The organism is Pseudomonas sp. SJZ079 (genome assembly GCF_007993865.1).
Classification (GTDB): domain Bacteria; phylum Pseudomonadota; class Gammaproteobacteria; order Pseudomonadales; family Pseudomonadaceae; genus Aquipseudomonas.
On record NZ_VIUH01000010.1, the window covers coordinates 1 to 26,761 of the forward strand.

General features: G+C 61.8%; 22 protein-coding genes. 12 read left to right on the top strand and 10 right to left on the bottom strand.

Features of this window, described 5'->3' with window-relative positions; translation table 11 throughout:
- Nucleotides 1-158: 158 nt before the first annotated feature.
- Nucleotides 159-950: a hypothetical protein gene (locus FBY03_RS11080; RefSeq protein ID WP_147172379.1), complete on the bottom strand. Its 792-nt coding sequence runs from the start codon at nucleotides 948-950 to the stop codon at nucleotides 159-161.
- A gap of 1,785 nt (nucleotides 951-2,735) precedes the next feature.
- Nucleotides 2,736-4,301, bottom strand: a complete 1,566-nt coding sequence (locus FBY03_RS11085) for a PAS domain-containing methyl-accepting chemotaxis protein (protein WP_147172381.1) — start codon at nucleotides 4,299-4,301, stop codon at nucleotides 2,736-2,738.
- Between the two features lie 301 nt (nucleotides 4,302-4,602).
- On the opposite strand from FBY03_RS11085, the gene FBY03_RS11090 reads away from it, so the two are divergent.
- The gene (locus tag FBY03_RS11090; protein ID WP_147172383.1) at nucleotides 4,603-6,036 is read left to right on the top strand and encodes a mannose-1-phosphate guanylyltransferase/mannose-6-phosphate isomerase; all 1,434 of its coding nucleotides are present in this window, start codon (nucleotides 4,603-4,605) and stop codon (nucleotides 6,034-6,036) included.
- A 101-nt stretch (nucleotides 6,037-6,137) separates the two neighbouring features.
- On the opposite strand, the gene acnA is transcribed toward FBY03_RS11090, so the two are convergent.
- Nucleotides 6,138-8,879, bottom strand: a complete 2,742-nt coding sequence (acnA, locus tag FBY03_RS11095) for an aconitate hydratase AcnA (RefSeq protein ID WP_147172385.1) — start codon at nucleotides 8,877-8,879, stop codon at nucleotides 6,138-6,140.
- Between the two features lie 171 nt (nucleotides 8,880-9,050).
- On the opposite strand from acnA, the gene rlmM reads away from it, so the two are divergent.
- Entirely contained in the window at nucleotides 9,051-10,106 is a 1,056-nt protein-coding gene (rlmM, locus tag FBY03_RS11100) for a 23S rRNA (cytidine(2498)-2'-O)-methyltransferase RlmM (protein ID WP_147172387.1), read from the top strand.
- A gap of 21 nt (nucleotides 10,107-10,127) precedes the next feature.
- Here rlmM and FBY03_RS11105 read toward each other — a convergent pair whose 3' ends face one another.
- Complete coding sequence (locus tag FBY03_RS11105) at nucleotides 10,128-10,319, bottom strand: hypothetical protein (protein ID WP_147172389.1); 192 nt, start codon at nucleotides 10,317-10,319, stop codon at nucleotides 10,128-10,130.
- A 144-nt stretch (nucleotides 10,320-10,463) separates the two neighbouring features.
- Between FBY03_RS11105 and tusA the strand changes: the two genes are divergently transcribed.
- Both tusA and FBY03_RS11115 read left to right on the top strand, forming a co-directional pair.
- A complete protein-coding gene (tusA, locus tag FBY03_RS11110) occupies nucleotides 10,464-10,727 on the top strand; it encodes a sulfurtransferase TusA (protein ID WP_147172391.1) in 264 nt (87 codons plus the stop codon).
- A complete protein-coding gene (locus tag FBY03_RS11115) occupies nucleotides 10,727-11,323 on the top strand; it encodes a gamma-glutamylcyclotransferase family protein (protein ID WP_147172392.1) in 597 nt (198 codons plus the stop codon). The genes tusA and FBY03_RS11115 overlap by 1 nt, the downstream gene beginning before the upstream one ends.
- On the opposite strand, the gene FBY03_RS11120 is transcribed toward FBY03_RS11115, so the two are convergent.
- On the bottom strand, nucleotides 11,281-12,363 hold the full coding sequence (locus tag FBY03_RS11120; RefSeq protein WP_147172394.1) for a DUF3080 family protein: 1,083 nt from the start codon (nucleotides 12,361-12,363) through the stop codon (nucleotides 11,281-11,283). The genes FBY03_RS11115 and FBY03_RS11120 overlap by 43 nt on opposite strands.
- Nucleotides 12,360-13,742 (bottom strand): MATE family efflux transporter, encoded by a 1,383-nt coding sequence (locus FBY03_RS11125; protein WP_147172396.1) that lies wholly within the window; start codon nucleotides 13,740-13,742, stop codon nucleotides 12,360-12,362. Before FBY03_RS11125 ends, FBY03_RS11120 begins: the two co-directional genes overlap by 4 nt.
- 157 nt (nucleotides 13,743-13,899) lie before the next feature.
- Here FBY03_RS11125 and pdxB point away from each other — a divergent pair, with 157 nt between their 5' ends.
- Nucleotides 13,900-15,042 (top strand): 4-phosphoerythronate dehydrogenase PdxB, encoded by a 1,143-nt coding sequence (pdxB, locus tag FBY03_RS11130; RefSeq protein ID WP_147172398.1) that lies wholly within the window; start codon nucleotides 13,900-13,902, stop codon nucleotides 15,040-15,042.
- A 199-nt stretch (nucleotides 15,043-15,241) separates the two neighbouring features.
- On the opposite strand, the gene FBY03_RS23045 is transcribed toward pdxB, so the two are convergent.
- Nucleotides 15,242-15,412 (bottom strand): PA1571 family protein, encoded by a 171-nt coding sequence (locus FBY03_RS23045; RefSeq protein ID WP_178090634.1) that lies wholly within the window; start codon nucleotides 15,410-15,412, stop codon nucleotides 15,242-15,244.
- Nucleotides 15,413-15,586: 174 nt separating this feature from the next.
- Between FBY03_RS23045 and FBY03_RS11135 the strand changes: the two genes are divergently transcribed.
- From FBY03_RS11135 to FBY03_RS11150, 4 genes are all read left to right on the top strand, one after another.
- Nucleotides 15,587-16,702, top strand: a complete 1,116-nt coding sequence (locus FBY03_RS11135; RefSeq protein WP_147172400.1) for an ATP-NAD kinase family protein — start codon at nucleotides 15,587-15,589, stop codon at nucleotides 16,700-16,702.
- A 72-nt stretch (nucleotides 16,703-16,774) separates the two neighbouring features.
- Nucleotides 16,775-17,215 (top strand): thiol-disulfide oxidoreductase DCC family protein, encoded by a 441-nt coding sequence (locus FBY03_RS11140; protein ID WP_147172402.1) that lies wholly within the window; start codon nucleotides 16,775-16,777, stop codon nucleotides 17,213-17,215.
- Nucleotides 17,202-17,609: a DoxX-like family protein gene (locus FBY03_RS11145; RefSeq protein ID WP_147172404.1), complete on the top strand. Its 408-nt coding sequence runs from the start codon at nucleotides 17,202-17,204 to the stop codon at nucleotides 17,607-17,609. The genes FBY03_RS11140 and FBY03_RS11145 overlap by 14 nt, the downstream gene beginning before the upstream one ends.
- A 32-nt stretch (nucleotides 17,610-17,641) precedes the next feature.
- Nucleotides 17,642-19,420, top strand: coding sequence for an ABC transporter transmembrane domain-containing protein (locus FBY03_RS11150; protein ID WP_147172406.1), 1,779 nt, complete (start codon nucleotides 17,642-17,644; stop codon nucleotides 19,418-19,420).
- A 38-nt stretch (nucleotides 19,421-19,458) separates the two neighbouring features.
- Here FBY03_RS11150 and rhtA read toward each other — a convergent pair whose 3' ends face one another.
- The 3 genes from rhtA to FBY03_RS11165 form a co-directional block, all read right to left on the bottom strand.
- Nucleotides 19,459-20,346: a threonine/homoserine exporter RhtA gene (gene rhtA, locus FBY03_RS11155; RefSeq protein WP_147172407.1), complete on the bottom strand. Its 888-nt coding sequence runs from the start codon at nucleotides 20,344-20,346 to the stop codon at nucleotides 19,459-19,461.
- A 74-nt stretch (nucleotides 20,347-20,420) separates the two neighbouring features.
- Nucleotides 20,421-20,702 carry a pyrimidine/purine nucleoside phosphorylase gene (locus FBY03_RS11160; protein ID WP_147172409.1) on the bottom strand — a complete coding sequence of 94 codons (282 nt, stop codon included), beginning with the start codon at nucleotides 20,700-20,702 and terminating at the stop codon, nucleotides 20,421-20,423.
- Nucleotides 20,703-20,781: 79 nt separating this feature from the next.
- Nucleotides 20,782-21,324, bottom strand: a complete 543-nt coding sequence (locus FBY03_RS11165; protein WP_147172411.1) for an exonuclease domain-containing protein — start codon at nucleotides 21,322-21,324, stop codon at nucleotides 20,782-20,784.
- A gap of 93 nt (nucleotides 21,325-21,417) precedes the next feature.
- Between FBY03_RS11165 and FBY03_RS11170 the strand changes: the two genes are divergently transcribed.
- The 3 genes from FBY03_RS11170 (at nucleotide 21,418) to FBY03_RS11180 (ending at nucleotide 26,688) form a co-directional block, all read left to right on the top strand.
- Entirely contained in the window at nucleotides 21,418-22,296 is an 879-nt protein-coding gene (locus FBY03_RS11170; RefSeq protein ID WP_147172413.1) for an NAD(P)-dependent oxidoreductase, read from the top strand.
- A 274-nt stretch (nucleotides 22,297-22,570) separates the two neighbouring features.
- Nucleotides 22,571-24,790: an EAL domain-containing protein gene (locus FBY03_RS11175; protein ID WP_147172415.1), complete on the top strand. Its 2,220-nt coding sequence runs from the start codon at nucleotides 22,571-22,573 to the stop codon at nucleotides 24,788-24,790.
- Nucleotides 24,790-26,688, top strand: a complete 1,899-nt coding sequence (locus FBY03_RS11180; protein WP_147172416.1) for an ATP-binding protein — start codon at nucleotides 24,790-24,792, stop codon at nucleotides 26,686-26,688. The genes FBY03_RS11175 and FBY03_RS11180 overlap by 1 nt, the downstream gene beginning before the upstream one ends.
- Nucleotides 26,689-26,761 lie beyond the last annotated feature (73 nt).

Sequence of the window (26,761 nt, forward strand, 5' to 3'; positions counted from 1 at the left end):
ACCGTGGCATCGCCCGGCGCCTCCCTGCGATTGGATGAGCTTGAGATTATCAGCCTGCGGATTGGCTGACAGCAGGTTTTTCTACAGCCTCAACGACTAAGCTAAGGGGCAGGCTTTAGCCTGTCCCAGTGAGCGAAGCGAACGACTTGAGCGCATTGTTATGTTGCATGGCGCGATGATTTTCTTGACAGAATTATGCATGCGGAAAAGTAAGCGCAGAGGAAGAGTACGAAAAAGTTTGCTGCAAGCCATTTATTCCGAACAGACAACATTTCTTCGGAATTTTTTTCTGCTAATTCAGTGCCGATATCGGCAATTTTCTTGTCGCGTTCGCAGGGAAAGGTTTCACTGATTTGTTTTATTTTTGTGGCTAATGGCTCGCCAAGAAACGCCTCCCTCATCTGTTTCGAGGTTTCTTTTGTGAGTGCGGTGTTTAGGGCGCCATAAATCATGGTGGTTAAAATTATTAATGCAGTGGCTCCAAGTTTTGCGAAGCTTGGCTTTAGGGCGGATAAAATCATGGTTGGTCCTGTAACATAACGATGGGTTAAGGGGCGGGCTTTAGCCCGTCCCAGCGAGCGGAGCGAGCGATTTGAACCGCTTGTTAGGCCGCGCCACGATGTAGCGCCGGCAACAAAACGTGATTGCTCAATGCCGCTGGATGTGTGGATTTGAACATGCGCGTGTGGGCTTTCAGATTGTGGGTTGGAGCATACGTGTGCGGGCGTGCAGATTGAAAGGGGCGAGCTTGAATACGCGTGCCGGCCGCGAGCCGGATGTGGGTGCACGCGGTGAAACGGCGAGAGCCAAGCACATGCTGCGGGTTGGATTTGTCCAAGCACCACAAACGATCGGGTAAGAACGAAAACGTTCTGAGTGGATTTTTGGCAACGCTGCCGATGAGCGATTTGCTGAGAGCAATACTTGTTATTTGATTGCATAACTTCCATGTTTGGTCTGCTTTTTCTTTGCCGCCTAACGTTTGGTTAAGGGGCTTGCTTTAGCAAGTCCCAGAGAGCGAAGCGAACGATTTGAACCACTTGTTAGGCATTTCAGGTCGTGCGCGATTTTGTGTGTTTGCAAAACCTTGTACCTCAAGCGAACGCAGAAAGCCGCCAATTTTTGAAACCGATGCTAAACGAAAGCCAAGCATCCGACAATTTGCAAACCAGCGCTGAACGTGACACGAGCGCAGCGCGATAAATTGTTAATTTGTGCCTGCCGATTATTCAAGCTTGAAATCCTTTTAAAGCACGAATTGAATTGAGTAGTACAAACGCCTTGCGGTGGAACTGATTAACGCAAAACTTACAACCCCGATAGCGATATTGAAAACGCTACAAAACCAACAAAAAACACTTACGGAGTGGGCCTAACGATTGGTTAAGGGGCGGGCTTTAGCCCGTCCCAGCGAGCGCAGCGAGCGATTTGAACCACTTGTTAGACCGTGCCACGGACTTGTGCCGGCAGCATAACTCAAGTGCTCAACGATGTTGGTGTGGGTTTGATTCAGGCGCGTGCCGGCCTTGCGATTCAACCCTACAGCGACCGAGTAGGCGCGAGCAGGACGTTCCTTTGCGCATGTGAATACTGTGGTGTCCTGGCGCAGATGGAGCGGACCGGATTCGTATGGCCGCCGCACAATCGCAGACTGGTTGCTTACTAGGTTTATTGACTGCATAACTTCCTTGTTCCACTCGCTTTTGCTTTGCCGTCTAACGTTTGGTTAAGGGGCGGGCTTTAGCCCGTCCCAGTGAGCGAAGCGAACGATTTGAACCACTAGTTAGAGCTACCTCGCTTGGTCCGGATTGCATTGGCTCTTTGCTGGTTTGCAGATGTACGTTCAAAGCCCCCGGGAATCGGAGGATCAGGTAGTAAAAGGGTAACTTTTGCTCCACACGCAGTACATAAGAATGCCGAAATAATTCCTGGTCCTGCCGGCTGGTGCAACCATTTACCTGCTCTAAACATTTGTTCTGCAAATTCCTCTGCGGCCTGAAGTGTGGAATTCAGAAAGATGGCACCTGCGAGGTTGGTTGGAATACTTGAGCAGGCCTGGCAATTCATTTGATTGGCTCTAACGAATGGTTAAGGGGCCGGCTTTAGCCGGTCCCAGTGAGCGCAGCGAACGATTTGAACCACTTGTTAGACCGCGCCACGGACTTGAGCCGGCAGCATAATGCACGTGCTCAGCGGTGTCAGTGGGAGGCTTGAAACAGGCGCGTACCGTGCTGCGGTTGGAACGTGTGCTGACCGAGCATGCGCGAACCGGACGTTCCTTTACGTTTGTGAATACCCGGGTGTCCTGGAGCAAATGGTGCGGGCCGGATTCGTACCGCCGCCGCGAAGTCGCAGACTGAATTCGTATTGTGTTTTTTGACTGCATAACTTCCATGTTCCGAATGCTTTGCTTTGCCGTCTAACTATAATTAGACACCAAATGGTGTGTTTAAACGCACCATTTGGTGTGATAACGCTTTCGCGGGTTTGGTGGATAACATTCCTTGTCCTTTCGTCTATCCCTGTCTGGACGGGGTGTTTGGGCGGGGCGGTGGTCGTATAAGGCAGTAATACACCACGGCCGATGCAGGCAAACAGCTCGGCTTTTGGGCGAAGTGTAGCCGGGCAAAGCTGGGTTGTGAGCGACGCTGTCGTTCTGCCTGGTGCAGAGGTTCTGCCTGAGGATGGCAGGACGTAAGAGGGCGCACCGAGCGAGGCCGGTGCGCCCTCTGGGTTTAGCGGTTGAAGCGCTCCACCAGGGCGTACTGGCCTTGCGCGGTGGCAGTCAGTTCGCCGCTGAGTTTGGCGGTGCTTTGCGCTTCGCCAGCGGTTTGGTCGGCCAGCTGGGCGATGTTGGTGATGTTGCGGTTGATCTCGTCGGCCACGGCGCTTTGCTCCTCGGCGGCGGCGGCGATCTGATCGGCCATGTCGGCGATGTTGGCCACCGAGTCGCTGATCCCCGCCAGGGCGTTGTCAGCTTGCAGGACGCGCTCGACGCCGTCGTCGGCTTGCTTGCGGCCGATCTCCATGGTCATTACCGCTTCTTCGGCGGTGCGCTGCAGCTTGGCGATCAGCTGGTGGATCTGCCCGGTGGATTCGGCGGTGCGCTGCGCCAGCGAGCGCACTTCGTCGGCGACCACGGCGAAGCCGCGGCCCATTTCGCCGGCACGCGCCGCTTCGATGGCGGCGTTGAGGGCGAGCAGGTTGGTCTGGTCGGCGATGCCCTTGATCACATCGACCACGCCACCGATCTCGTTGCTGTCCTTGGCCAGGCGGGTGACGGTTTCACCGGTTTCGCCGACCGACAGCGACAGGCGCTGGATCGCTTCGCGGGTTTCCGCGGCAATGGCGCGGCCTTGGCTGGTCAGGCGGTTGGCTTCCTGCGTGGCGATGGCGGTGCGCGCCACGTTGCTGGCCACCTCAAGCGTGGTAGCGGCCATTTCATTGACCGCGGTGGCGACCTGTTCGGTTTCCTGGCGCTGGCGATCCAGGCCGGCCGAGCTGTTGCGCGCCAGGGTGTCGGCTTGCTTGGCTTGCTGAGTCAGGTTCTGGGCACTGTCCTGCAGGCGGGTCAGGCAGGTCTTCAGGCGCGCGTCCTGGCTGAGCATGGCCATTTCCAGACGCCCTTGGTCGCCGCGGCTGTCGGTATACATCTGCGCGATCAGCGGATCGGACGTGGATTGCTCGGCCAGTTGCAGCAGGCGTTTGAGGCCTCGCTGTTGCCAGTTCAGCGCGACCAGACCGAGCGGCACCGAGAGCATCGCGGCGATGGCGAAGCCCCAGCTGGAGTCGAGCCAGGCGCCGAGCAGGAAGCCGATCTGGCTGATCAGGATAAAGGGCAGCCAATTTTGCAGGGTGGGTAACCACTGGTCGCGGCTGGGGACTGCCGACTTGCCAGCATTGAGTCGCCGGTACAGGGCCTCGGCGCGGCGCACTTGTTCGGCGGTCGGCTTGACCCGCACCGATTCATAGCCCACCAGCTTGCTGTTTTCCAAAACCGGGGTGACGTAGGCATTGACCCAATAGTGGTCGCCGTTCTTGCAGCGATTCTTGACGATGCCCATCCAGGGGCGGCCCTGCTTCAGGGTGGTCCACATATGCGCGAAGACGGCGGGGGGCACATCCGGATGGCGCACCAGATTGTGTGCCGAACCGATCAGCTCGTCCGGGCTGAAGCCGCTGACCTTGATGAAGGCGTCGTTGCAATAGCTGATCACACCCTTGCTGTCGGTGGTCGAGATCAGTCGCTGCTCGGAGGGATAGGTGCGTTCGCGTTGAGTGACGGGCTGGTTATTTTTCATGCTGTTCTTCCGTAAGGCCTACGACTGCTATCGGCATCTATCCGGCAAAATTGAGCCGTATGTTTGCGGCGCAGTGTAACCAGTTTCGGCACGCTGGCGAACAGCCAGGTAGCCCTTGTTGCAGTCCTGCTCGGGCGACTGGGGACGGCTTGCTATCCGGCTAATTGTCAGCAACCGGCGATGGAGTATGGAACACTACCCAACCCCCATTTGACAGGACGCTTCAGCGCTAGTCGGAGCCTGCTCTGCAGCGCTGAAGCTTCGATCTGGCAGCGATCAAGTGCTCATAGGAGAGACACACATGATTCCGGTGATTTTGTCTGGCGGCAGCGGCTCCCGGCTCTGGCCGCTGTCCCGCAAACTCTATCCCAAGCAATTTCTGGCCCTGGCCGGGGAGCACAGTCTGTTCCAACAGACCTTGCAGCGCCTGGGAGGCGAGGGTGTTGAACGACCGATCATCGTCTGTAACCAGGAGCACCGTTTCATCATCAACGAACAGCTCGATGCCATCGGTGTCAGCGCACAGGGCATGTTGATGGAGCCGTTTGGCCGCAATACCGCACCTGCGGTGGCCCTTGCTGCACTGCAGCTGTTGGCCGAAGGCCGCGACGAGTTGCTGTTGGTGCTGCCGGCCGATCATCTGATCAGCGACGAAGCCGCTCTGCGCCAGGCGCTGGCGGTGGGCCGTGCGGCGGCGGAAGAGGGCGAAATGGTGCTGTTCGGCATCCCCGCCGAACGTCCGGAAACCGGTTTCGGCTATATCAAGGCCGCGCGTCACGAGGACACTGCTGCGCTGATCCACGGCGCGTATCGGGTCGAGCAGTTCATCGAGAAGCCGGATATCGCTCGTGCCAGTGAGTTTGTCCGCTCCGGCGATTATTACTGGAACAGTGGCATGTTCCTGTTCCGCGCCAGCCGTTATCTGGAGGAACTGCGCACCTACGAAGCGGATATCTACGACACCTGTGCGTTGGCCTTGGCGCACAGCCAGGTCGAGCACCAAGTGACGCACATCGATGCGAAAACCTTCGAGTGCTGCCCAGACAACTCCATCGACTATGCGGTGATGGAGAAAACATCGCGGGCCTGTGTGGTCCCGCTCTCCGCCGGCTGGAGCGATGTCGGCAGTTGGTCGTCGCTCTGGGATGTCGGCGCCAGGGATGCGAACGGCAACGTGCTCAAGGGCGATGTGCTGGTGGAGAACAGCCACAACTGCTACGTCCACGGCAATTCTAAACTGGTGACCCTGCTCGGCATGGATGATGTGGTCGTGGTGGAAACCAAGGACGCGGTGATGATCGCCCGCAAGGATTGCGCACAGGATGTGAAGCAGCTGGTGGCCAGCCTGGACGCCGCCGGTCGCCAGGAAACCCGCAAGCATTGCCAGGTATACCGCCCCTGGGGCGAGTACGACTCGGTCGCTGCGGGCAGCCGTCACCAGGTCAAGCACCTCACGGTGAAACCCGGTGCACAGCTGTCCTTGCAGAGGCATCACCACCGCGCGGAGCACTGGATCGTAGTCTCCGGCACGGCGCTGGTGACCTGCGACGACAAGACCTTTCTGCTCACGGAAAACCAGTCCACCTACATTCCGATTGCCTCGGTCCATCGGTTGGCGAATCCCGGGAAGATCCCCCTGGAGATCATCGAGGTGCAATCCGGCAGTTACCTGGGGGAGGACGATATCGAGCGATTTGAGGATGTCTACGGGCGCAACGTGCACGCCGCGCCATAAGCGCTCAGGCGGAGCGCGGGTCGGCACGTGGATATTGTTTCGTAGGGGACGATAGGGTTGCTAAGCAATGGGCGCCGACGGACAGCGGCGCCCATTCAGGCTCAGTTGCGCAGCAGCTGACGCAGCACGTAATGCAGGATGCCGCCGGCCTTGAAATACTCGATCTCGTTGAGGGTATCGATGCGGCACAGCACCTCGAAACTCTCCCGCGTGCCATCCTCACGGCTGACTTCCACCATGAGCGTCATGTGCGGGTGCAGCTCCACGCCATCGAGGCCGCAGATGCCGAGTTTTTCCTTGCCGGTCAGCTGCAGGCTTTTGCGATTAACTCCGGCCTTGAACTGCAACGGCAGCACGCCCATGCCGACCAGGTTGGAGCGATGGATACGCTCGAAGCTCTCGGCGATCACCGCCTTGACCCCGAGCAGGTTGGTGCCCTTGGCGGCCCAGTCGCGGGAGGAGCCGGTGCCGTATTCCTTGCCAGCGACCACCACCAAGGGCGTGCCTTGTTCCTGGTAACGCATGGCCGCGTCATAGATCGACAGTTTCTCGCCACTCGGCACGTGCAGGGTGTTGCCGCCTTCCTCGCCGCCGAGCATTTCATTGCGGATACGGATATTGGCGAAGGTGCCGCGCATCATCACTTCATGGTTGCCGCGGCGGGAGCCGTAGGAGTTGAAGTCCGCCGGCGCCACGCCTTGTTCACTCAGATAGCGCCCGGCGGGGCTGTCGGCTTTGATATTGCCGGCCGGGGAGATGTGGTCGGTGGTCACCGAGTCGCCGAGCAGGGCGAGAATCCGCGCCTGATGGATGTCGCCGATATGTGGCGGCGCGTCGGCGATGTCCTCGAAGAACGGTGGATGCTTGATATAGGTCGAGTCGGCCTGCCAGGCATAGGTATCGGCCTGCGGCACCTGGATCGCCTGCCATTGCGCATCGCCGGCGAAGACTTCGGCGTATTCCTTGTGGAACATGGCCGTGTCGACCTTCTGGATCGCCTCGGCGATTTCCTGCTGACTCGGCCAGATGTCCTTGAGGTACACCGGTTTGCCGTCCTTGCCGTGGCCCAGGGGCTCTTCGCCGATATGCATGCGCACGCTGCCGGCCAGGGCGTAGGCCACCACCAGGGGTGGCGAGGCCAGCCAGTTGGTTTTCACCAGCGGATGCACCCGGCCTTCGAAGTTGCGGTTGCCGGACAGTACCGAGGCCACCGTCAGGTCATTCTGCTGGATGGCGCGCTCGATCGGCTCGAGTAGCGGCCCGGAGTTGCCGATGCAGGTGGTGCAGCCGTAACCGACCAGGTCGAAACCCAGTTCGTCCAGATACCGGGTCAGCCCCGCGGCCTTGAAGTAATCGGTCACCACCTTGGAGCCCGGTGCCAGCGAACTCTTCACCCAGGGCTTGCGTTTCAGGCCTTTTTCCACAGCCTTCTTCGCCAGCAGCCCGGCGGCCATCATCACGCTGGGGTTGGAGGTGTTGGTGCAGGAGGTGATAGCCGCGATCACCACGGCGCCATCCCTGAGGCGATGGGTCTGGCCGTCGTGCTCATAGTCGACCTCACTGTGCAGTTCAGCGCTGCCCACTGCGGCACCACCGCCGCCTTCGTTGAGCAGGCGGTTTTCATCTTTGGGGCTGGCTTTCATCTGCAGGCCCATGAACTCATCGAAGGCCTTACTCACCTTGGATAGGACTACTCGGTCCTGCGGTCGCTTGGGGCCGGCCAGGCAGGCTTCGACGCTACCCAAGTCCAGCTCCAGGCTGTCGCTGAACAGCGGCTCCTGGCCCTGTTGGCGCCACAGACCCTGGGCCTTGCAATAGGCCTCGACCAGCTTGACGCTTTGTTCCGGGCGCCCGGACAGGCGCAGGTAGCCCAGGGTGATCTCATCCACCGGGAAGAAGCCACAGGTAGCGCCGTATTCCGGGGCCATGTTGGCAATGGTCGCGCGGTCGGCCAGGGGCAGGTCGGCCAGGCCGTCGCCGTAGAACTCGACGAACTTGCCGACCACCCCTTTGCTGCGCAGCATCTGGGTGACGGTCAGCACCAAGTCGGTGGCGGTGATGCCCTCCTTGAGCTTGCCGATGAGTTTGAAGCCGATCACCTCGGGAATCAGCATCGACACCGGCTGGCCGAGCATTGCCGCTTCCGCCTCGATACCGCCGACGCCCCAGCCGAGAATACCCAGGCCATTGATCATGGTGGTGTGCGAGTCGGTGCCGACCAGGGTGTCGGGAAAGGCGAAGGTCTCGCCGTCTTCTTCCTTGGTCCAGACCGTGCGGCCGAGGTATTCCAGGTTGACCTGGTGGCAGATGCCGGTGCCCGGCGGTACCACGCTGAAATTGTCGAAGGCATGCTGGCCCCAGCGCAGAAAGGCGTAGCGCTCGCCGTTGCGCTGCATTTCGATCTTGACGTTTTGCCCGAATGCCGCGGCCGTGGCGAACTTGTCGACCATCACCGAGTGGTCGATGACCAGGTCCACGGGGGACAGTGGGTTGATCTTCTGCGGGTCGCCGCCGGCCTTGGCCATGGCGTCACGCATGGCGGCCAGGTCGACGATCGCCGGAACGCCGGTGAAGTCCTGCATCAACACCCGCGCCGGACGGTATTGAATCTCCCGTTCCGAGCTGCGCGTGTTCAACCAGTCAGCCATGGCCTGCAGGTCGGCGCCGGTGACGGTCTGGCCATCCTCCCAGCGCAGCAGATTCTCCAGCAGCACCTTGAGCGACATCGGCAGGGTGTCGAGGTTGCCGAGCGTCTTCGCCGCTTCCGGCAAGCTGAAATACTGGTAGGTCTGGCCGTCGACTTCGAGGCTGCGACGGCTGTTCAGGCTATCTTGGGACGGCATTGCGTATCTCCTTATGGCTCGCACGGTGTAAGCCAGGTGTCGTGCAACAGAGTCTTAAAGTTAGCTCTGTTTGGCCGGGGTTGCCCTGTAACTGGACAGAGTGCAGGCACTTGGGGTTCCCGACTCCGTTATGATGCGCGCCTTGTGGAGAGCCCCGATGAATACCCCCCTATGAATACATTGTTACTGCACTGCCGCCCCGGTTTCGAGAATGAGGTGTGTGCGGAAATCGCCGAGCACGCCGCCCGCCTGGAGGTGGCCGGTTACGCCAAGGCCAAACCGAGCACCGCCTGCGCCGAATTCATCTGCACCGAGCCGGAGGGGGCCGAACGCCTGATGCGCGGCGCGCGTTTCAGTCAGCTTATTTTTCCGCGGCAGTGGGCACGCGGCGTGTTTATCGACCTGCCGGAACTGGATCGCATCAGCGTGCTGCTGGCCCACCTGGCCGACGCCCCAACCTTCGGCAGCCTGTGGCTGGAAGTGCTGGATACCAACGACGGCAAGGAGCTGTCGAACTTCTGCAAGAAGTTCGAGGCACCGCTGCGCAACGCCCTGAGCAAAGCCGGCAAGTTGGTCGAAGACTCGCACAAACCGCGCCTGTTGCTGACCTTCAAGAGTGGTCGCGCGGTGTTCGTCGGCATGGCCGAGACGAATAACTCGGCGCAGTGGCCAATGGGCATCCCGCGTCTGAAGTTTCCCCGTGAAGCGCCGAGCCGTTCGACCCTCAAGCTCGAAGAGGCCTGGCACACCTTTATTCCGCGTGAGCAGTGGGACGAGCGGCTGTCGGACGAGATGACCGGCGTCGACCTCGGCGCCGCGCCGGGTGGCTGGACCTACCAACTGGTCAGGCGCGGCATGCTGGTGACCGCCATCGACAACGGTCCCATGGCCGAAAGCCTGATGGAGACCGGGTTGGTTCAGCACCTGATGGTCGATGGCTTCACCTGGAAGCCCAGGCAGCCGGTGGACTGGATGGTCTGCGACATAGTCGAAAAACCCGCGCGCAGCGCCGCGTTACTGGAAACCTGGATCGGCGAAGGCCTGTGCCGCGAGGCGGTGGTCAACCTCAAGCTGCCGATGAAACAGCGCTACGCCGAGGTGCGCCGGCTGCTGCAGCGCCTGGAAGAGGGGTTTGCCGAGCGCAAGATCAAGGTGTCGATCGCCTGCAAGCAGCTGTATCACGACCGCGAAGAAGTCACCTGTCATCTGCGCCGCCTGGGCAAGTAACCGCGCCGGTTTATCGGCGGCTCACCTCGCGTCCTGGCTGGTGGTCGGTTGCGGTCTGAGCCAGTAACTCTGCTTGTGCCCACGCGCCTCGAACTCGCGCAGCAGGGCTTCGGCTGCGGCGCGGGTCAGGTTGTCGCGCACGACGAATTCGTTGCCGTTGTCGTCCAGACGCAACAGACACCAGCGCGGCGGGGGTGGCGAGCGGTCGGGCATGCGATGACCTGTGGCGAGTGTAGGAGGGCGCTGCAAGGCGCAGTCCCAGAGTAGCAACCTCATGCGCAGGCGACTATCCGACCGGCATAGGTGACCTGAGGGGGGCTTTGCGCGAGAATAGGCGCCTGTTCCTGGAGCCTGCCGATGTCTCAGCAACCCAACACAACTCACGAAGTCACCCACGATGCCGTTCTCGATGCCAGCGGGCTGAACTGCCCGGAGCCGGTGATGATGCTGCACAACAAGGTGCGCGACCTGCCGGCCGGTGGCCTGCTCAAGGTGATCGCCACCGACCCCTCGACCCGCCGCGATATCCCCAAATTCTGCGTGTTCCTCGGCCATGAGCTGCTGGAACAAGCCGAAGAGGCCGGCACTTACCTGTACTGGATTCGCAAGAAGGCCGACTAATGCCAGGCAATGTGGGAACTACTGCGCTCGGTTGTGCGGCGTTAGAAGCAGACTCAGATGCTCATTTACCCCACGTAAACTGCGCTTCTGAGCCTGCTTCTGCCTTGCCCAACCTTCGCTCGCTACGTTCTCACACCGCCTGGACAGGTTGGTATTTCGCTTACGGCTCGAACATGAACCCGGCCCGCATGCAGGCGCGCGGGCTGAAGGTCGCTGAGGCGCTGTCGGGACGCTTGCCGGGTTATGCCTTGTGCTTCAACAAGCGCGCGGTCGATCGTCCGGGTTGTGCCTACGCCAATATTCGCCATCAGCGCGACGGGCTGGTGGAGGGCGTGCTCTATCGCCTGGCCGAGCCGGATGAGATCGCCAAGCTCGATCCATTCGAGGGCACGCCGATCTACTACAGCCGCGAACGTTTGCCGATCCTCACTGCGCAAGGTGTGCAGCCGGCCTGGGTGTATATCGCCAATCCGCTGTTTCGCCAGGACGGCCTGCTGCCGGCGCGCGACTATCTGGCGCATCTGCTGGCCGGCCGCGAGTTCCTCTCCGAGGCCTATTGGTCGGCGTTGGCGGCCTGGCCGTTCCAGCCGGATTGACCCGGCGCCAGACCGCAGCTTTTCAAGGTCTGCTGCCAGGCCCGCACATGAGCGGCGTTCGCCGCGACAAATTCGGCCCATAACGACTGCTCCGGCCCGACCAGCCTGAGCAGGTACGCCTGTGTCAGCGGTGGAATCTGCGCGACCGTGCTGAGTTGGCGCAGGCTGTCGCTCCAGACCTGGCCACGTTGATGCACCTGGGCCAGATAAGGCTGCAAACCGCCCGCGTAATACTTGACGAAGATGTTCTGCAGAATGCGCCCGCGCGCTGTCGGCTGACCCAGTGGGCAGACCGGCCGGCGTTGCTGCCTGCTTGCCAATACCCGACTGGCCTGGTTCAGGGTATGGCTGAGGCTCGCCAGGCTGGTGATCAACTGGCCGCCTTGGGGGCTGGCGTGCAGGGCGAAGAACAGCGGGTCGAGTTGCGCCGCCGGTGGCGGCAAGGCATCGGGTAGCGAATGCCCCAATGCGCTCAGTTGCGCCAAGGCATCCAGTGCCGCCTGGTCCTCGGCGGGGGCAGTGGGTAATGCCTGCTCGGCAAAGCGCAGATAACGCTCGACCTCCGGGCTGGCGTTCAGGGCGTTCCAGAACACCGGCAGCAGCTGGGCACGCTTGGCCGTCGCCAGATTGCTGAGTGTGGCCAGCAGCGCGTGCTCCTCAGCGGCCTGCAGATGGGCCAGACAGGCGTCGATAGCGCGTAGCAGGTCACCCTCATAGGCCAGGCGGCTACTCGGCACCAGCTGTTTGCCGAGGCTGCTGTTACGCAGGCTGATCTGTTGTTGCAGGTCAGGGCAGCGGCGTACATCGATCAGCAGATCGAGCAGGCCAATGCGTATCTCGGGAATTTCTCCAACCCGCTCGCGCCTTGGCGGCAGGCGGTAGCGCAGCAGTTGCGTGCGGTCGAAGTCAGCGGCGTCGCTGCTTTCGGCGGCGTTGCTCAGGCGCTGCAGGTAATCGGCTTGCAAGGCCAAGCCATCGTCGGCCGGGCGGCACGCGGCCAGGAGCAGAATAAAAAGCAGGGCGAGAGGCTTGACGCTCATGACGTCAGTTTAGCCGCCCGAATACGCCGCCGAGCGCTGCTGGCCAGGCGCATCGCCAGCATGATCGCCGCGCAGGTCAGACCCACCACCAGGCCTTGCCAGAGCCCGCGCGGGCCGCTGGGTTCGTCGAGCCAGTCGGACAGACCGAGGCTATAGCCGACCGGCAAACCTATGCCCCAGTAGGCGAACAGGGTCAAGAGCATGGTCACCCGCGCATCCTGATAGCCGCGCAACGCGCCGGCGGCGGTAACCTGGACGGCGTCGGAAAGCTGGAACAGCGCCGAATACACGATCAGCGAGGCGGCCATGGCGATCACCGCCGGATCGGGGCTGTAAATCTGCGCGATCTGTTCGCGCAGCAGCAGGATCAGGCTGGCGGACAGGCAGGCGTACCCCAGGGCGGTGGCCATGCTCACCGCCGCGGCGAAGCGCGCGCCGCGTGGGTCGCCGCGGCCCAAGGCCTGGCCGACCCGCACGGTGGCCGCCATGCCCAGGGAGTAGGGGATCATGAACACCATCGAGCTGAAGTTCAGGGCGATCTGGTGGCCGGCCACCACGGTGGCGCCGAGACCACCGATCAGCAGGGCGATCACCGCGAAGATGCTCGACTCGGCGAACACCGCGATGCCCATCGGCAGGCCGATATTCAGCAGGCGCTTGATCACTGGCCACTGTGGACGCTCGAAGCGGCTGAATAACTGGCTTGGCCGGTAATAGGGCGCCCACTTCACCCACCAGAGCATACCCAGCATCATGAAGCCCATCACCAGCGCAGTGGCCCAGCCACAGCCGACACCGCCCATGGCTGGCAGGCCGAACTTGCCGTAGATGAAGATGTAGTTGGCCGGAATGTTCAGCAGCAAGCCCAGCAGGCCCAGCACCATGCTCGCCCGGGTATGGCCGAGGCCGTCGCTGTAACAGCGCAGTACGTGATACAGCGCCACCGCCGGAAAGCCGCAGGCCACGGCGCGCAGGTAACCCATGGAGGGGGTGACCAGGCTCGGTTCGACATCCATTAGTCGCAGGATGAATTCGGCGTTCCACAGCATGACCGCCGCGCAACAACCGACCGCCAGCGCCAGCCACAGCGCCTGGTGTACCAGGGGGCCGATGGCCGCTTGCTCACCGGCGCCGAAGCGCTGTGCGACTTTCGGCGTGGTGGCCAGGAGGATGCCGGTCATCAACAGAAATACCGGCACCCAGATCGAGTTGCCCAGCGCCACTGCCGCCAGGTCGCGCGGGCTGACCTGGCCGGCCATCACCGTGTCGACAAAGCCCATGGCGGTATGCGCCAGCTGGGCGATGATGATTGGCGTGGCGAGGATCAGCAGGCTACGCAGCTCGGTGCGCACACGCCGCAGGCGGGATTCGGCAGGCATTGAGGACGTCCAGTCATGCTCGGGGAAAACCGCGCAGTCTACGCCTTGACGCCTTGGTCAGGAAAGTCTGTTGTTACTGCCTAGGCGGTAGTGTGTGCAAGGGCGACTGCGCTCGCCAGCTGGCTTAGAATAGCCGTCTGACTTGCGGAGCCTTGCCATGCGAATAGTCGCGGACGAAAACATCCCCTTGCTCGATGAGTTTTTCAGCGGTTTCGGCGAAATTCAGCGCATGCCCGGCCGCGCCATCGACCGCGCGGCAGTGGCCGATGCGCAGGTGCTGCTGGTGCGCTCGGTAACCCGAGTCGATCGGGCGCTGCTGGAAGGCAGCACGGTACGTTTCGTCGGCACCTGCACCATTGGCACCGACCATCTCGATCTCGATTACTTGCAGCAGGCCGACATCGGCTGGGCCAACGCGCCCGGCTGCAATGCCCGCGGGGTGGTCGACTACGTACTCGGCAGCTTGCTGGTGTTGGCGGAACAGCAGGGCGTTGAACTGCCTGCGCGCACTTATGGCGTGGTCGGCGCCGGCCAGGTCGGTGGACGCTTGGTCGAGGTGCTGCGTGGGCTGGGCTGGCGCGTGCTGGTTTGTGATCCGCCGCGTCAGGCCGAGGAGGGGGGCGACTTCGTCAGTCTGGAGCAGGTGCTGGCCGAGTGTGATGTGCTCAGCCTGCACACGCCCCTCGAACGCGAGGGTGAACACGCGACCCATCATTTGTTCGATGCCGCCCGGCTGGCGCAACTCAAGCCCGGCACCTGGCTGATCAATGCCAGCCGTGGCGCGGTGGTGGATAACAGGGCGCTGCGCGACTTACTCGCGCAGCGCGCCGATCTGCAGGTGGTGCTGGACGTCTGGGAAGGTGAGCCGCAGGTGGATATCGAGCTGGCCAAGCTGTGCCGCCTCGCCACCCCGCATATCGCCGGCTACAGCCTGGACGGCAAGCTGCGCGGCACGGCACAGGTCTATCAGGCGGCTTGCCAGCGCTTGAGCGTGACGCCGACCCTCGGCCTGGATGAGCTGATGCCGACACCTTGGCTGAGCGAATTGAGCCTGGATGCCAGCGCCGATCCCGCTTGGGCCTTGGCCATGGTGTGCCGCGCGGTGTACGACCCGCGCCGCGACGATGCGGATTTTCGCCGCAGCCTGGCCGGTACCCTTGCCGAGCGCCGGACTCGGTTCGACCTGTTGCGCAAACATTACCCCGCGCGCCGGGAAATCGACGGCCTCAGCGTGCGCCTGAGTGGCGAGGCGCCGGCGTTGGCGCACATGGTTCGGGCACTTGGGGCGACGCTGGTCTAAGGTCGCCAGTTCGCGCTCCAGTCGCGGCCGGTCCCGGTTTCGGCTTGGCTCGCGGCGAACTTACGCCGGGCTGGCCCGTACGGTGCCGGAGCGGATCACGCAATCCATCCATTCGACAAGCTTGCAGGCAGGCCGCAATGGGTAGCGCCCGTTGCAAGACGCACGACGCCCGGCGCGTGCGGATGCAACGGGCGAGGTGTCAGCTCGGCGGGTTTGCTGCTTTAATCTGCTCGTCCAGCTCACGGCAGGCACGTTGGATCATCTGCTCGGTGATTGGGATCTCGCGGCCCTGAGCGTCGATGATCGCGCCGGCAGCCACTTGTTGCAGGCGGGTATCATGCTGTTCGTGAGTCTGTTGGTTCGGGTGCATTAGCTGTCTCCTCATCAGGGGGTGGCTGCACTCTAGAAGAGCCGGATGACTGCACTGTGACAATCATTGGTGGCAACCTGACGCCATCCATCCGGTCGGGCGGTGACGGCGCTATCACTGTGCCAAAAAAAAACAACGAGTTGAAAAGGTCCTCTAGGGTCCCATGAGGTGGTTATGTCGAGGTTTCACCTGGGGTTGATCATCAACCCGCTGGCTGGTTTGGGCGGTCCTGCGGGGCTCAAGGGCAGTGATGGAGTTGCCGAGCAGGCGCTGGCGCTGGGCAGTGAACCGCGCGCGGCGTTGCGTACACGCACCGCCTTGGAATGCCTGCGGCCGGTGCAGCAGCGCCTGGAGTTTCTGACCTTTCCCGGACCGATGGGCGCGGACCTGCTGAGCGAGATGGGTTTTGCCTACCGCCTGCTGGGTGAGCTGGGCGATGGCCCGACCAGTGCCGCCGACACCCGCGGCGCGGTCGAGGCTCTGCAGGAGGCCGGGGTGGCGCTGATTCTGTTCGCCGGCGGCGACGGTACCGCCCGCGATGTCTGCGCTGCGGTGCGTGAAGACCAGCCGGTACTGGGCATTCCGGCCGGGGTGAAAATCCACTCGGGGGTCTATGCGATCAGCCCGCGCGCCGCCGGCGAGTTGACCCGGCGCCTGGTCGAAGGCGGCCTGGTGCGCCTGGCCAGTGGCGAGGTGCGCGACCTGGATGAAGCCGCGTTGCGCGAGGGCAAGGTTGCCGCACGCTGGTATGGCGAGCTGTGCGTGCCGGAAGAGGGCGGTTATGTGCAGCAGGTGAAACAGGCCGGGGTCGAGTCCGAAGAACTGGTGCTGAGCGATCTCGCGGCCTGGCTGGAAGACAGTTGGGAAGCGGATGTGCGTTATATCTTCGGCCCCGGTTCGACGCTGCATGGCCTGGCGCAGAACCTGGGACTACAGACCACCCTGCTCGGGGTCGATGTGATCGAAAATGCTCAGGTGATCGCCCATGACGTCAACGAGGCGCAGCTCTACGAACTGGTGGCCGATTACCCCGCGCGGCTGCTGGTCACCGCCATTGGCGGTCAGGGCCATATTCTCGGCCGTGGCAATCAGCAGATCAGCCCACGGGTGCTGCGCGCCGTGGGCCTCGATCACCTCAGGGTGGTGGCGACCAAGCGCAAGCTCGGTACCCTGCACGGACGCCCCCTGCTGGTCGACAGCGGTGACGTGGAGCTGGATGATGCCTTCCCCGACGTGGTGCGGGTGTGGGCCGGTTACAAGGAAGAGCTGCTCTATCCGCTGAGCCGCTAGGACTGCTACCTGGCAGCAGTCGGTGCAGGAGCATGGGCAGCGAAGATCGAGATGGTTGGAGGGCTGTGTAGTATGACCGATGGCGATCGCCCCGCATTTCTCCGTCCCGGCGAGCGGCTGGTGCTGTTCGATGGGGTGTGCAAACTGTGCAACGGTTGGGCGAAGTTCCTCATTCGTCACGATCGCCAGCAGTTGTTCAAGTTGGCCTCGGTGCAGTCGCCCGAGGGTCAGGCAGTGCTGCGCTGGCTGGGTTTGCCCACCGAGCAGTTCGACACCATGGCCTATGTCGAGGGCGCCGAGCTGTTCGTGCGCTCCGGCGCGGTGCTGCGCATCCTCGCCCTGCTGCCGTGGCCGTGGCGCGTGTTCGCGGCGCTGCGCGTCTGCCCCAGGCCGCTGCGCGACTGGGGATATGACCGCATCGCCCTGAATCGCTACCGCTTGTTCGGCCGTTATGCCAGCTGCGTGCTGCCGGCGCCCGACCACGCACGACGCTTCCTGCATGACGACGCCTGAGCACAACCGGCTGCGGCAAATCGGCTGGTTGGCTCGTGTCGCCCTGGCGCTGGTGCTTTTCTGGCACGGTCTGGTGCCGAAGCTGCTCTGGCTGAGCGCCGATGAGGTCGCGATGATTCAGGCCCACGGCATCGTCGAGGTCGAGTGGCTGGCCACGCTGGCCGGTGTCGGCGAAATTGCATTGGCGGTGTTGCTGCTGATCGTCCGCAGGCGCTGGCCGTTGCTGTTGGCCGCGCTGTTTTTGCTGCTGTTGCTGGTTGATGTGGCGCTGTTTAGCCCCCATCTGTTGGTACAGGCCTTCACTCCGGTTTCGACCAACTTGGCCGCATTGGCATTATGCCTGGTGGCCTGGCTGGCTGATTCAGCCACGCTTGGCAGGACGAGCCCCGAATAACCTGGGTCTGACGGCCCATCTGCGAGTGCCGCATGCTATCGATTCTGTCCTCCCGCCAGCGTAATGCCTTACGCATGGCGGCGCGCTTCGTCGCGCCCTACCGCTGGCGGGTGATTGGCGCCTTGCTGGCGCTGATGTTCACTGCCGCTATTACCCTGTCGATGGGCCAAGGCATCAAACTGCTGGTGGACCAGGGTCTGGCGACCCAGTCGCAGCAGGCGTTGAACCACTCGATCCTGTTGTTCTTCGTGTTGGTGCTGGCCCTGGCGCTGGGCACGTTCACCCGCTTCTATCTGGTGTCGTGGATCGGCGAGCGGTTCGTCGCGGATATCCGTAAACGGGTGTTCAATCACCTGATCGGTCTGCATCCGGGCTTCTACGAAAGCAATCGCAGTTCGGAGATCCAGTCGCGCCTGACCGCCGATACCACCTTGTTGCAGTCGGTGATCGGCTCGTCGTTGTCGATGGCGCTGCGCAACGTGATCATGCTGGTCGGCGGCATCGTGCTGCTGATCGTCACCAACCCGAAACTCAGTGGCATCGTGCTGTTGGCGTTGCCGCTGGTGGTTGCGCCGATCCTGATCTTCGGCCGCCGGGTACGGCAGTTGTCGCGCTTGAGTCAGGACCGGGTGGCCGATGTCGGCAGCTATGTCGGCGAGGTGCTCGGGCAGATCAAGACGGTGCAGGCCTATAACCATCAGGCCGAGGACAAGCGCCGGTTTGGCCAGTCCGCCGAGGCCGCGTTCGACACCGCACGCAAGCGTATCGCCCAGCGCGCCTGGTTGATCACCGTGGTGATCGTGCTGGTGCTCGGTGCGGTGGGGGTGATGCTCTGGGTCGGCGGCATGGACGTGATCGCCGGCACTATCTCCGGTGGCGAGTTGGCGGCCTTCGTGTTCTACAGCCTGATCGTCGGCGCCTCCTTCGGCACCCTTAGTGAGGTGATCGGTGAGTTACAGCGCGCCGCCGGCGCCGCCGAGCGGATCGCCGAGTTGCTGCAGGCACGCAATGAAATCACTCCGCCGACGAGCGATCCGCTGGTGTTGGCGCAACCGCCACAGGGGCGGATCGAGCTGCAAGGGGTGCGATTCGCCTATCCATCGCGACCCGCGAGCTATGCCGTCGATGGCATCAGCCTGAGTGTCGAGCCCGGTGAAACCCTGGCCCTGGTCGGCCCGTCCGGTGCGGGTAAGTCCACCCTGTTCGATTTGCTGCTGCGCTTCTTCGATCCGCAGCAGGGCCGCATCCTGATCGACGGCCAGGCAATCGAGCGGCTCGACCCCCTTGAGTTGCGCCGCTGCTTCGCCCTGGTGTCGCAGAACCCGGCGCTGTTCTTCGGTACGGTCGAGGACAATATTCGCTACGGCAGGCTCGGCGCCAGTCACGCCGAGGTCGAGGCGGCGGCGCTGGCCGCGCATGCGCATGAGTTCATCATGCGGTTGCCGCAGGGTTACCAGACTCACCTGGGTGACGCCGGTTTGGGGCTGTCCGGCGGCCAGCGCCAGCGTTTGGCGATTGCCCGCGCGCTGCTGGTGGATGCGCCGATCCTCTTGCTCGATGAGGCCACCAGCGCCCTGGATGCGGAAAGCGAACACCTGATTCAGCAGGCCTTGCCGCGCCTGATGCAGGGGCGTACCACGCTGGTGATTGCCCATCGCCTGGCCACGGTGAAGAGTGCCGACCGCATCGCGGTGATCGAGCATGGCAAGCTGGTAGCCGTCGGCCGGCACGCCGAGCTGGTGGCGACTAATCCGTTGTATGCACGGCTGGCGGCCTTGCAGTTCAATGAGGACAGTGTCGAGTCGGCTTAACCCTTCACGGCTTGCTGTCAGCGTGTCGGCCGAGGATCTTACAAGGCCACGTTTTCGATGGGCTTTGCGTGTGGCTTGATGGTGGCCGCTGCCCCCGCCGAGGCGAGGATGATGGCGCCGACGGCCAGCCACTGGGTCACGGTCAGCTGCTCGTTGAGAATCAGCAGTGCGGAAAAGGCGGCTATGGCCGGCTCCATGCTCATCAGCGTGCTGAAGGTGCGCACGGGTAGCCGCGTCAGGGCGACCATCTCCAGGCTGTAGGGCAGGGCGGATGACAGCACTGCCACGGCAAGGGCCAACGGCAGCAGCTGCACAGAGAACAGGCTGCTGCCGGCGTGCCACAGCCCTACCGGCATGACCAGCACGGCGGCGATCAGCGTGCCGAGGACCACGGTGTGCGAGCCATGCTCGGCGCCGGCTTGCTTGCCGAAAATGATGTACAGCGCCCAGCACAGCCCCGCCGCCAAAGCCAGGGCCATGCCCAGTGGGTCCAGGGACGACTCGCTGTCAGGACTGGGCAGGAGTAACCAGAGGCCGAATATCGCCAAGGCCACCCAGACGAAGTCGAGCAGGCGTCGCGATGACAGCAGCGCCAGCGCCAGTGGACCGGTGAATTCGAGCGCCACGGCGACGCCCAGCGGAATGCTGTTCAGCGATTTGTAGAACAGCAGGTTCATGCAGCCGAGAGAGAGCCCGTAGGTCAGCAACGAGCGGCACGAGCGCAGGGTGACGCGCGCTCGCCAGGGGCGCATAAACAGGCAGAGGATCAGCGCGGCCAGACTGAGGCGAAGCGCCGTGGTACCTTCGGCGCCGACCAGGGGGAACAGACCCTTGGCCAGGGATGCACCGCTCTGAATCGAGGCCATGGCCACCAGCAGTAGGGCGATGGGCAGCAGTACCAACGAGGCGCGAGAGGAGCGGGGCATGGGGCATCCGGCCAGAATCTAATGAGCAATAAAAAACCGGCCACCCGGGCCGGTTTTTCGTGGTGCCGCAGAGCTTAGCGATATTCGCAGAGGTAGGCCGTCTCAATAGCGACCTGCAACTGGAATTTGCTATCGGCCGGCACGGTGAACTGACTGCCGGCGGCAAAGGTTTGCCAGTCGTCGCTGCCCGGCAGCTTAACCGTCAAGGCGCCGCTGATGACATGCATGACTTCCAGTTGGTTGGTGCCGAACTCGTACTCGCCGGCGGCCATTACGCCGATCGAGGCAGGGCCTTCAGGCATACCGAAGGCGATGGATTTGACGTTGCCGTCGAAGTATTCATTGACCTTGAACATCTGTAATTCCTCGCAAGGGGCGGAAAAAGGTCGCCAGTATGCCCAAGCCTTTTCGGTGCGTCATCCGCTTTGCAACGAGTTAACTGGTGAGCACCAGCGGCAGCAGCCGAGCGGTATTGCGCGCATCGACCAGCGCACGATGTTGCTGGCCGCTGAACGGTAAGCCGGCCAGTTGCAGGGCCGTATTAAGGCCGACCGGACGCGCTAATTGGCGCACCTCGGCGAAGCGACGTTTCAGGTTGAGGTGCGGCACCCGACTCAGGCAACTGACCAGTTGGTATCGCTGCCAGTCTTGTTCGAACTGGCGTCGATCGTACTCGCCCCAGCTTGCCCAGCCGGCCAGGCGCGGCTTGTGGGTCAGCAGCCAGCGCTCGAATTGTGGCCAGGTGCTGGTCAGCGGCACCGCCTTGTCGACATCGGATTGGCTTATATGCGTGAGTTCGCGGCAGAAACTGGTGAGGTAGGGGCGGCGTAGCGGGCGTACGAAACGCTGAAAATGATCCACTTCGTGACCGTCAGCGCGAACCAGGCTGGCGCCGATCTCGATGATCTCCATCTCCTCCAATGGCCAGCCACCCTCTTCGGTGGTGGCCTCCAGGTCGATTACTAACCAGTGTCCCATAGGCTCTCCATTGCGCTGGGGCAGTATGCAAGGGCTTATCAGGCCCGGCAAACCCCATGTTAGGCTGTGCGGCCATGATTACGGAGGTGTGCTATGGCGAAGGTTGCCTATATCGGGCTGGGCGTGATGGGTTACCCGATGGCGGGGCACTTGGCCCAGGCTGGGCATGAGGTGTGTGTCTTCAACCGCACGGCGGCCAAGGCCAGGCAATGGGTCGCGGAGTTTTCCGGGAGCAGTGCGGCGACCCCGCGCGAGGCCGCCGATGGCGCCGAGTTGGTGATGGTCTGCGTCGGCAACGACGATGACTTGCGCAGCGTGGTGCTGGGCGCCGATGGCGCTTTGGCCGGGATGGCATCGGGGGCGCTGTTGGTCGATCACACCACCGCCTCGGCGAATGTCGCGCGGGAGCTGGCGGGCCATGCGGCCGAGCGCCAGCTGGGCTTTCTCGATGCACCGGTGTCCGGTGGCCAGGCCGGCGCGCAGAATGGCGTCCTTACGGTGATGGTCGGCGGCGAGCCGGCGGACTATGCGCGGGCGGAGTCGGTGATCCAGGCCTACGCGCGGATGATCAAGTTGATGGGGCCGGTAGGCAGCGGTCAGCTGACCAAGATGGTCAATCAAATTTGTATCGGCGGTTTGGTCCAGGGCCTGTCCGAGGCACTGCACTTTGCCCAGTGCGCCGGGCTCGACGGCGAGGCGGCGATGGAGGTGATCAGCAAGGGTGCGGCACAGTCCTGGCAGCTGGAAAATCGCCACAAGAGCATGTTGGCCGGCGAGTTCGACTTCGGTTTCGCGGTCGACTGGATGCGCAAGGATTTGTCCATTCTGCTCGAAGAGGCGCGGCACAATGGCGCACAACTGCCGGTCACGGCGCTGGTCGACCAGTTCTATGCCGAGGTGCAGACCCTGGGAGGAGGCCGCTGGGATACTTCCAGCCTGATCGCCCGCTTGAAGGCGCCGAACAAGCCCTGAGCGTTCGGGCTCGTTGGGCCGTTGATGGCAGCCTGGTTCGGGTCGCCAATGCGCTTGGCCAGGCAGTCTTTTCAACTGGATATGCGCATCGCGACCGCCATTAGGTAGAGACGATCCAGGCCTTAACTGTGCGGTCTTGCGTTTCTCCGATACAGTCCGAATGCATTTTTGCTGAATCGCGTGCAGCGCATTTTTCCTGCCTATACTTCGCCTGCAACCCTCTCGGATTGGTTGTGCTCCAGTCATCCAGCGATGAAACAGGCGGACGCACTTCATGGACGATCAACTGATTTTCCTCGACGATGACTCATCATCCACCGTTGATCGGCCTGTCTGGCGGGTGCTGGCAGTCGATGACGATACCGACTTTCAGCGTGCCACTGCATTTGCCCTGAATGGCTTGGATGTGCTCGGCGGGCGCATCGAATTGTACCAAGCCTTCAGTTACCGTGAGGCCTCGATGCTGCTGGCCAAGCAGCATGACTTCGCGCTGATTCTGCTCGACGTCGTGATGGAAACCGATGATGCCGGTCTGCGCCTGGTCAAGGCCCTGCGTGAGGTCATCGGCAATGCCGAGACTCGAGTGGTGTTGTTGACTGGCGAGCCAGGTATGGCGCCGGTGCAGGAGGTCATGGGCGACTATGACATCAACGATTATTGGACCAAGAGCGAGTTAACCGCCGAGCGTTTGCTCACGGTGCTGACGGTGGGTGTGCGTGGCTATGCCCAGCTAAAGGCCGTGGCGCGAGCGCGACGGGGCTTGCAGATGATCGTGGAGTCGAGCAATGCACTGTTCAGTTCAAAGGATACCCACGAACTGTCGGCAAAAATTCTCTCGGAGATTGCCTCGTTGCTGGACCTGCAAGCCGAGGGGATCGTCTGTGTGCGGGCCGAGGACGGCGATGCCGGCGTGAGTCCTACGGCGCGGATTGTCAGTGCCAGTGGCCGCTTTTTTCATGCCATCGACGGCAGCCTCGACGGTTTGGATGATTTTGACGTCTCGACCGCTCTGCAACGCTGCTTGCAGGAGCAGCGAACGTTGATGCTGGACAGTTGTACGGTGTTGTTTTTTCCACGTTTTCAAGCCGGGGCCGATTACGCGTGCTATGTCGCGACCGAGCGGCGCTTGGACGACACCGAGCTGGAACTGCTCAAGGTGTTCAGCGCCAGCATTAGTCGAGGGTTGTACAACGTTTCGCTGTTCAGTCGCCTGGAGGAGATGGCCTATCAGGACGATCTGCTGAAAATCCCCAATCGCAATGCCTTGAGCCGCATGCTCGACTTGCACTTGAGAAGCGAAAGCAAGGCGCAGCAAGTGCTGGTGCTGATCGATATAGATGACTTCTCCGGCGCCAACACGGCGTTCGGCACCGGATATGGTGACTTCATCCTCGGCCTGGTGGCCAAACGGTTGCGCGAAGTGTTTGAGGCTAATGTGCTTGTAGCACGGGTAAAAGATGATCTGTTCGCGGTTATCGGCCCGGAAGCGCAAGTGCGTGCCGAGGACATCGTGGCACTGTTCCGCCACAACAACCGACCCCATGAGCTGGGGCAGGTGCACAGTCTGAGCAGTGCGACGCTGCGTTTGGCTGACTTTACGGGTAATGCCAATCAGGCGTTAAGTGCTGCCCGTCTGACTCTTAAAGAGGCCAAGCAGAGCGGGCATAACCAGCATGCCTTCTATGCTCCGCAGTTACAGAACGCCCATGCCGATTCCTACCGTACCTTGCTCGCGTTACGTGATGCCGCCGATGTCGGGCACATCAGCATCGAGCTGCAGCCACAGATTAACCTGCGCAGTCGGCAGGTCATTGGTGTCGAAGCCTTGGCCCGCTGGCGGCGTAAGGATGGAGCAATGGTGCCACCGGCTCAGTTCATCCCCCTGGCCGAGACGACTGGCTATATCTTGCCGCTGGGTGATCTGCTATTGCGCCTGTCGATGGCTGCGGCCAGCCAGCTGGCCGCAGCCGGCTACCCGCAGCTGCGCGTTGCGGTCAATGTCTCCGCCCTGCAGCTGTTGCAGTCGGATTTCGTCAAGCGCTTCAGTTGCCTGTTGGCTGCAGCAGGCGTGGCGTCGACGCAGATGGAGATTGAGATCACCGAGTCGGTAGCCATGCGCTCGTTCGAGACTGTGTGCGAGCAGCTGGGTGCCCTACGCGCGATGGGCGTCACCATCGCCATCGACGATTTTGGCACTGGGTTCTCGTCCCTTAGCTATCTGCGTTGCCTGCCAGCCGATCGCTTGAAGATTGATCGCAGTTTCATCATGGAGATCGGTGAGGTGCCGAGTCAGCAATTGATCGCCGACGCGATCATCAAGATCGCCTCACGAGTCGGTATGCAGGTCATTGCAGAGGGCGTGGAAACCCCGGAGCAGGCGGGTTGGATACTCGATCAGGGCTGCCATGAGGCGCAAGGTTTTCTATTTGCCAGACCCATGCCGATTACTGCCTTGATCGACTGGCTAGGTAACTGGTCAGAAAACCGGGCGTGATGACCGTATCGCGTATGCATAGATCCGCTGTGCTGCTGCGCAACCTGGCGATAATGTTCTTGCCTTGGGCATTGCTGATCCTGCTGCTCAGTGTTTTGCTCTATGAGCGCTTGCTGGACGGTAGGTTGGCGCCACTGTTACGGGATCAGCAAGCCAGTATTACCGAGGGGCTTGGCGCCCTCAATCGTCGCTTATCGAGCGTGCGCGGCAACTTGTTGTTTCTAACTCAGCAGCCGTTACTGGCGCAGATGCTCGAGCGTAGTGGTGAGGCGCAGCGCCAGCAGTTGGTTGAATTGTTCACCGAGTTCTCGGCCAGTACCCGTGACTACGATCAGATCCGCTGGCTGGACGAGCTTGGGCAGGAGCGGGTGCGGGTGGACCTGCGGGATCAGAAGGTTTACCAGGTACCAGTTGCCGAACTGCAGAACAAGGCTGACCGCTACTACTTCACGGAAAGCATGCAGTTGCCTGCTGGGGCCTTCTACCTGTCACGGTTCGACCTCAACCAAGAGCGAGGGGGAGTTGAACAACCACTCAAACCCATGCTGCGTGCGGCGATGCCGGTTTTTGACAGCGCGGGAAAGCGTCGTGGTGTGGTGGTGCTCAATTACTTGGGAAAAATCTTGCTAGATCGCCTGCAGCAAGTGGCCGACGCTTACGGCGACAGCCTGAGTCTGGTGGATCATGAGGGGTTCTGGATGCTGACGTCCCACTCCGCGGGGGCTTGGGGGTTCATGCTGGGTAAGCCCGATGCGACATTGGCCAGCCGCTACCCGCTGAGCTGGGAGCGAATGGGTGAGGAGTCTTCTGGGCATTTCAGTGATGACGCGGGTATCTGGTCGTTCGCACATTTCGATCCGGCGCTGAGTGCCGATAATGAAGAGGGCGCCAAGGGCGTTGCTGACAGTTGGATGCTGGTCTCCTTATTGCCGCAGGAAAGTGTGAGTGATACCGAACGGGAGGTGTTGTGGCGAGTTCTGCTATGCGCGGGGCTTATGCTGGCAGCGGGTCTCGCCGTAGTGTTGCGTCTGTCGCAAGCCGAGAGTGCGCGTGATCGTGCGCGGCGCGGGTTGGAGCGACGTGGTGAGGAGTTAGCGTTCAGCAACGACGAATTACAGAATACGCTGGAGCAGTTGCGGCGAACCCAGAGCGCGCTGATTCAGGCGGAGAAACTCTCATCCTTGGGGCTTCTGGTGGCTGGTGTCGCGCATGAGTTGAATACTCCAATCGGTGCGGCGAGCATGGCGGCTTCGACCTTGCAGAAGAGTGATGAGCAGTTACGCCAAGCGCTTCAGGGCGGGTTGCAGCGTTCGATTCTGGAGCGCTACATGCAGCGTAATGCGGAGGGCCTGGAGATCGTTCTGGGTAATCTAGCGCGTATGGCGCAGCTGACCCGGGCGTTCAAACAGTTGGCCAGCGACCGGGCGAGTACCGAACGTCGTCAGTTTGACCTGGTTAAGCTGGTGCATGAGGTGATGCTGATCTTTGCCCCGAGGCTGAAGCAGGTGCCCCATCGCGTCTGCCTGGAGCTGCCTGAGTGCATGATCCTGGACAGCTACCCGGGACCAGTCGGGCAGATCCTGCAGAATTTGATTGAGAATGCCTTATTACACGCTTTTCAGGTCGGTATGCATGGCGTCATCACCGTCCGTGCCGACTTCGATTCGCTGCGGCGCCTGTGTCGGGTCGAGGTGAAGGATAATGGTTGTGGCATGAACGAGGATGTACTGGCACGAATCTTCGATCCTTTTTTCACTACGCGGCGAGGTTTGGGGGGGACGGGGCTCGGATTGCACATCACCCATCAGCTGGCAGTAGACATCCTGGGGGCGAAGCTGCAAGTGAATAGCCAGTTGGGGCAGGGTACGCAGTTTCTTCTGTGGTTGCCGCAGGCCTGAGTTCGGGTGCGGATGGCTGCTAATAGACCCCGTTATTGGGTAAAATTCCCGAGTTAATCCGATATTTCGATTG

Excerpts from the sequence above, each read along its gene's own strand:
- FBY03_RS11080 (WP_147172379.1), bottom strand. The coding sequence starts at position 950 with ATGGAAGTTATGCAATCAAATAACAAGTATTGCTCTCAGCAAATCGCT.
- FBY03_RS11085 (WP_147172381.1), bottom strand. The coding sequence starts at position 4,301 with ATGAAAAATAACCAGCCCGTCACTCAACGCGAACGCACCTATCCCTCC.
- FBY03_RS11090 (WP_147172383.1), top strand. The coding sequence starts at position 4,603 with ATGATTCCGGTGATTTTGTCTGGCGGCAGCGGCTCCCGGCTCTGGCCG.
- acnA (WP_147172385.1), bottom strand. The coding sequence starts at position 8,879 with ATGCCGTCCCAAGATAGCCTGAACAGCCGTCGCAGCCTCGAAGTCGAC.
- rlmM (WP_147172387.1), top strand. The coding sequence starts at position 9,051 with ATGAATACATTGTTACTGCACTGCCGCCCCGGTTTCGAGAATGAGGTG.
- FBY03_RS11105 (WP_147172389.1), bottom strand. The coding sequence starts at position 10,319 with ATGCCCGACCGCTCGCCACCCCCGCCGCGCTGGTGTCTGTTGCGTCTG.
- tusA (WP_147172391.1), top strand. The coding sequence starts at position 10,464 with ATGTCTCAGCAACCCAACACAACTCACGAAGTCACCCACGATGCCGTT.
- FBY03_RS11115 (WP_147172392.1), top strand. The coding sequence starts at position 10,727 with ATGCCAGGCAATGTGGGAACTACTGCGCTCGGTTGTGCGGCGTTAGAA.
- FBY03_RS11120 (WP_147172394.1), bottom strand. The coding sequence starts at position 12,363 with ATGAGCGTCAAGCCTCTCGCCCTGCTTTTTATTCTGCTCCTGGCCGCG.
- FBY03_RS11125 (WP_147172396.1), bottom strand. The coding sequence starts at position 13,742 with ATGCCTGCCGAATCCCGCCTGCGGCGTGTGCGCACCGAGCTGCGTAGC.
- pdxB (WP_147172398.1), top strand. The coding sequence starts at position 13,900 with ATGCGAATAGTCGCGGACGAAAACATCCCCTTGCTCGATGAGTTTTTC.
- FBY03_RS23045 (WP_178090634.1), bottom strand. The coding sequence starts at position 15,412 with ATGCACCCGAACCAACAGACTCACGAACAGCATGATACCCGCCTGCAA.
- FBY03_RS11135 (WP_147172400.1), top strand. The coding sequence starts at position 15,587 with ATGTCGAGGTTTCACCTGGGGTTGATCATCAACCCGCTGGCTGGTTTG.
- FBY03_RS11140 (WP_147172402.1), top strand. The coding sequence starts at position 16,775 with ATGACCGATGGCGATCGCCCCGCATTTCTCCGTCCCGGCGAGCGGCTG.
- FBY03_RS11145 (WP_147172404.1), top strand. The coding sequence starts at position 17,202 with ATGACGACGCCTGAGCACAACCGGCTGCGGCAAATCGGCTGGTTGGCT.
- FBY03_RS11150 (WP_147172406.1), top strand. The coding sequence starts at position 17,642 with ATGCTATCGATTCTGTCCTCCCGCCAGCGTAATGCCTTACGCATGGCG.
- rhtA (WP_147172407.1), bottom strand. The coding sequence starts at position 20,346 with ATGCCCCGCTCCTCTCGCGCCTCGTTGGTACTGCTGCCCATCGCCCTA.
- FBY03_RS11160 (WP_147172409.1), bottom strand. The coding sequence starts at position 20,702 with ATGTTCAAGGTCAATGAATACTTCGACGGCAACGTCAAATCCATCGCC.
- FBY03_RS11165 (WP_147172411.1), bottom strand. The coding sequence starts at position 21,324 with ATGGGACACTGGTTAGTAATCGACCTGGAGGCCACCACCGAAGAGGGT.
- FBY03_RS11170 (WP_147172413.1), top strand. The coding sequence starts at position 21,418 with ATGGCGAAGGTTGCCTATATCGGGCTGGGCGTGATGGGTTACCCGATG.
- FBY03_RS11175 (WP_147172415.1), top strand. The coding sequence starts at position 22,571 with ATGGACGATCAACTGATTTTCCTCGACGATGACTCATCATCCACCGTT.
- FBY03_RS11180 (WP_147172416.1), top strand. The coding sequence starts at position 24,790 with ATGACCGTATCGCGTATGCATAGATCCGCTGTGCTGCTGCGCAACCTG.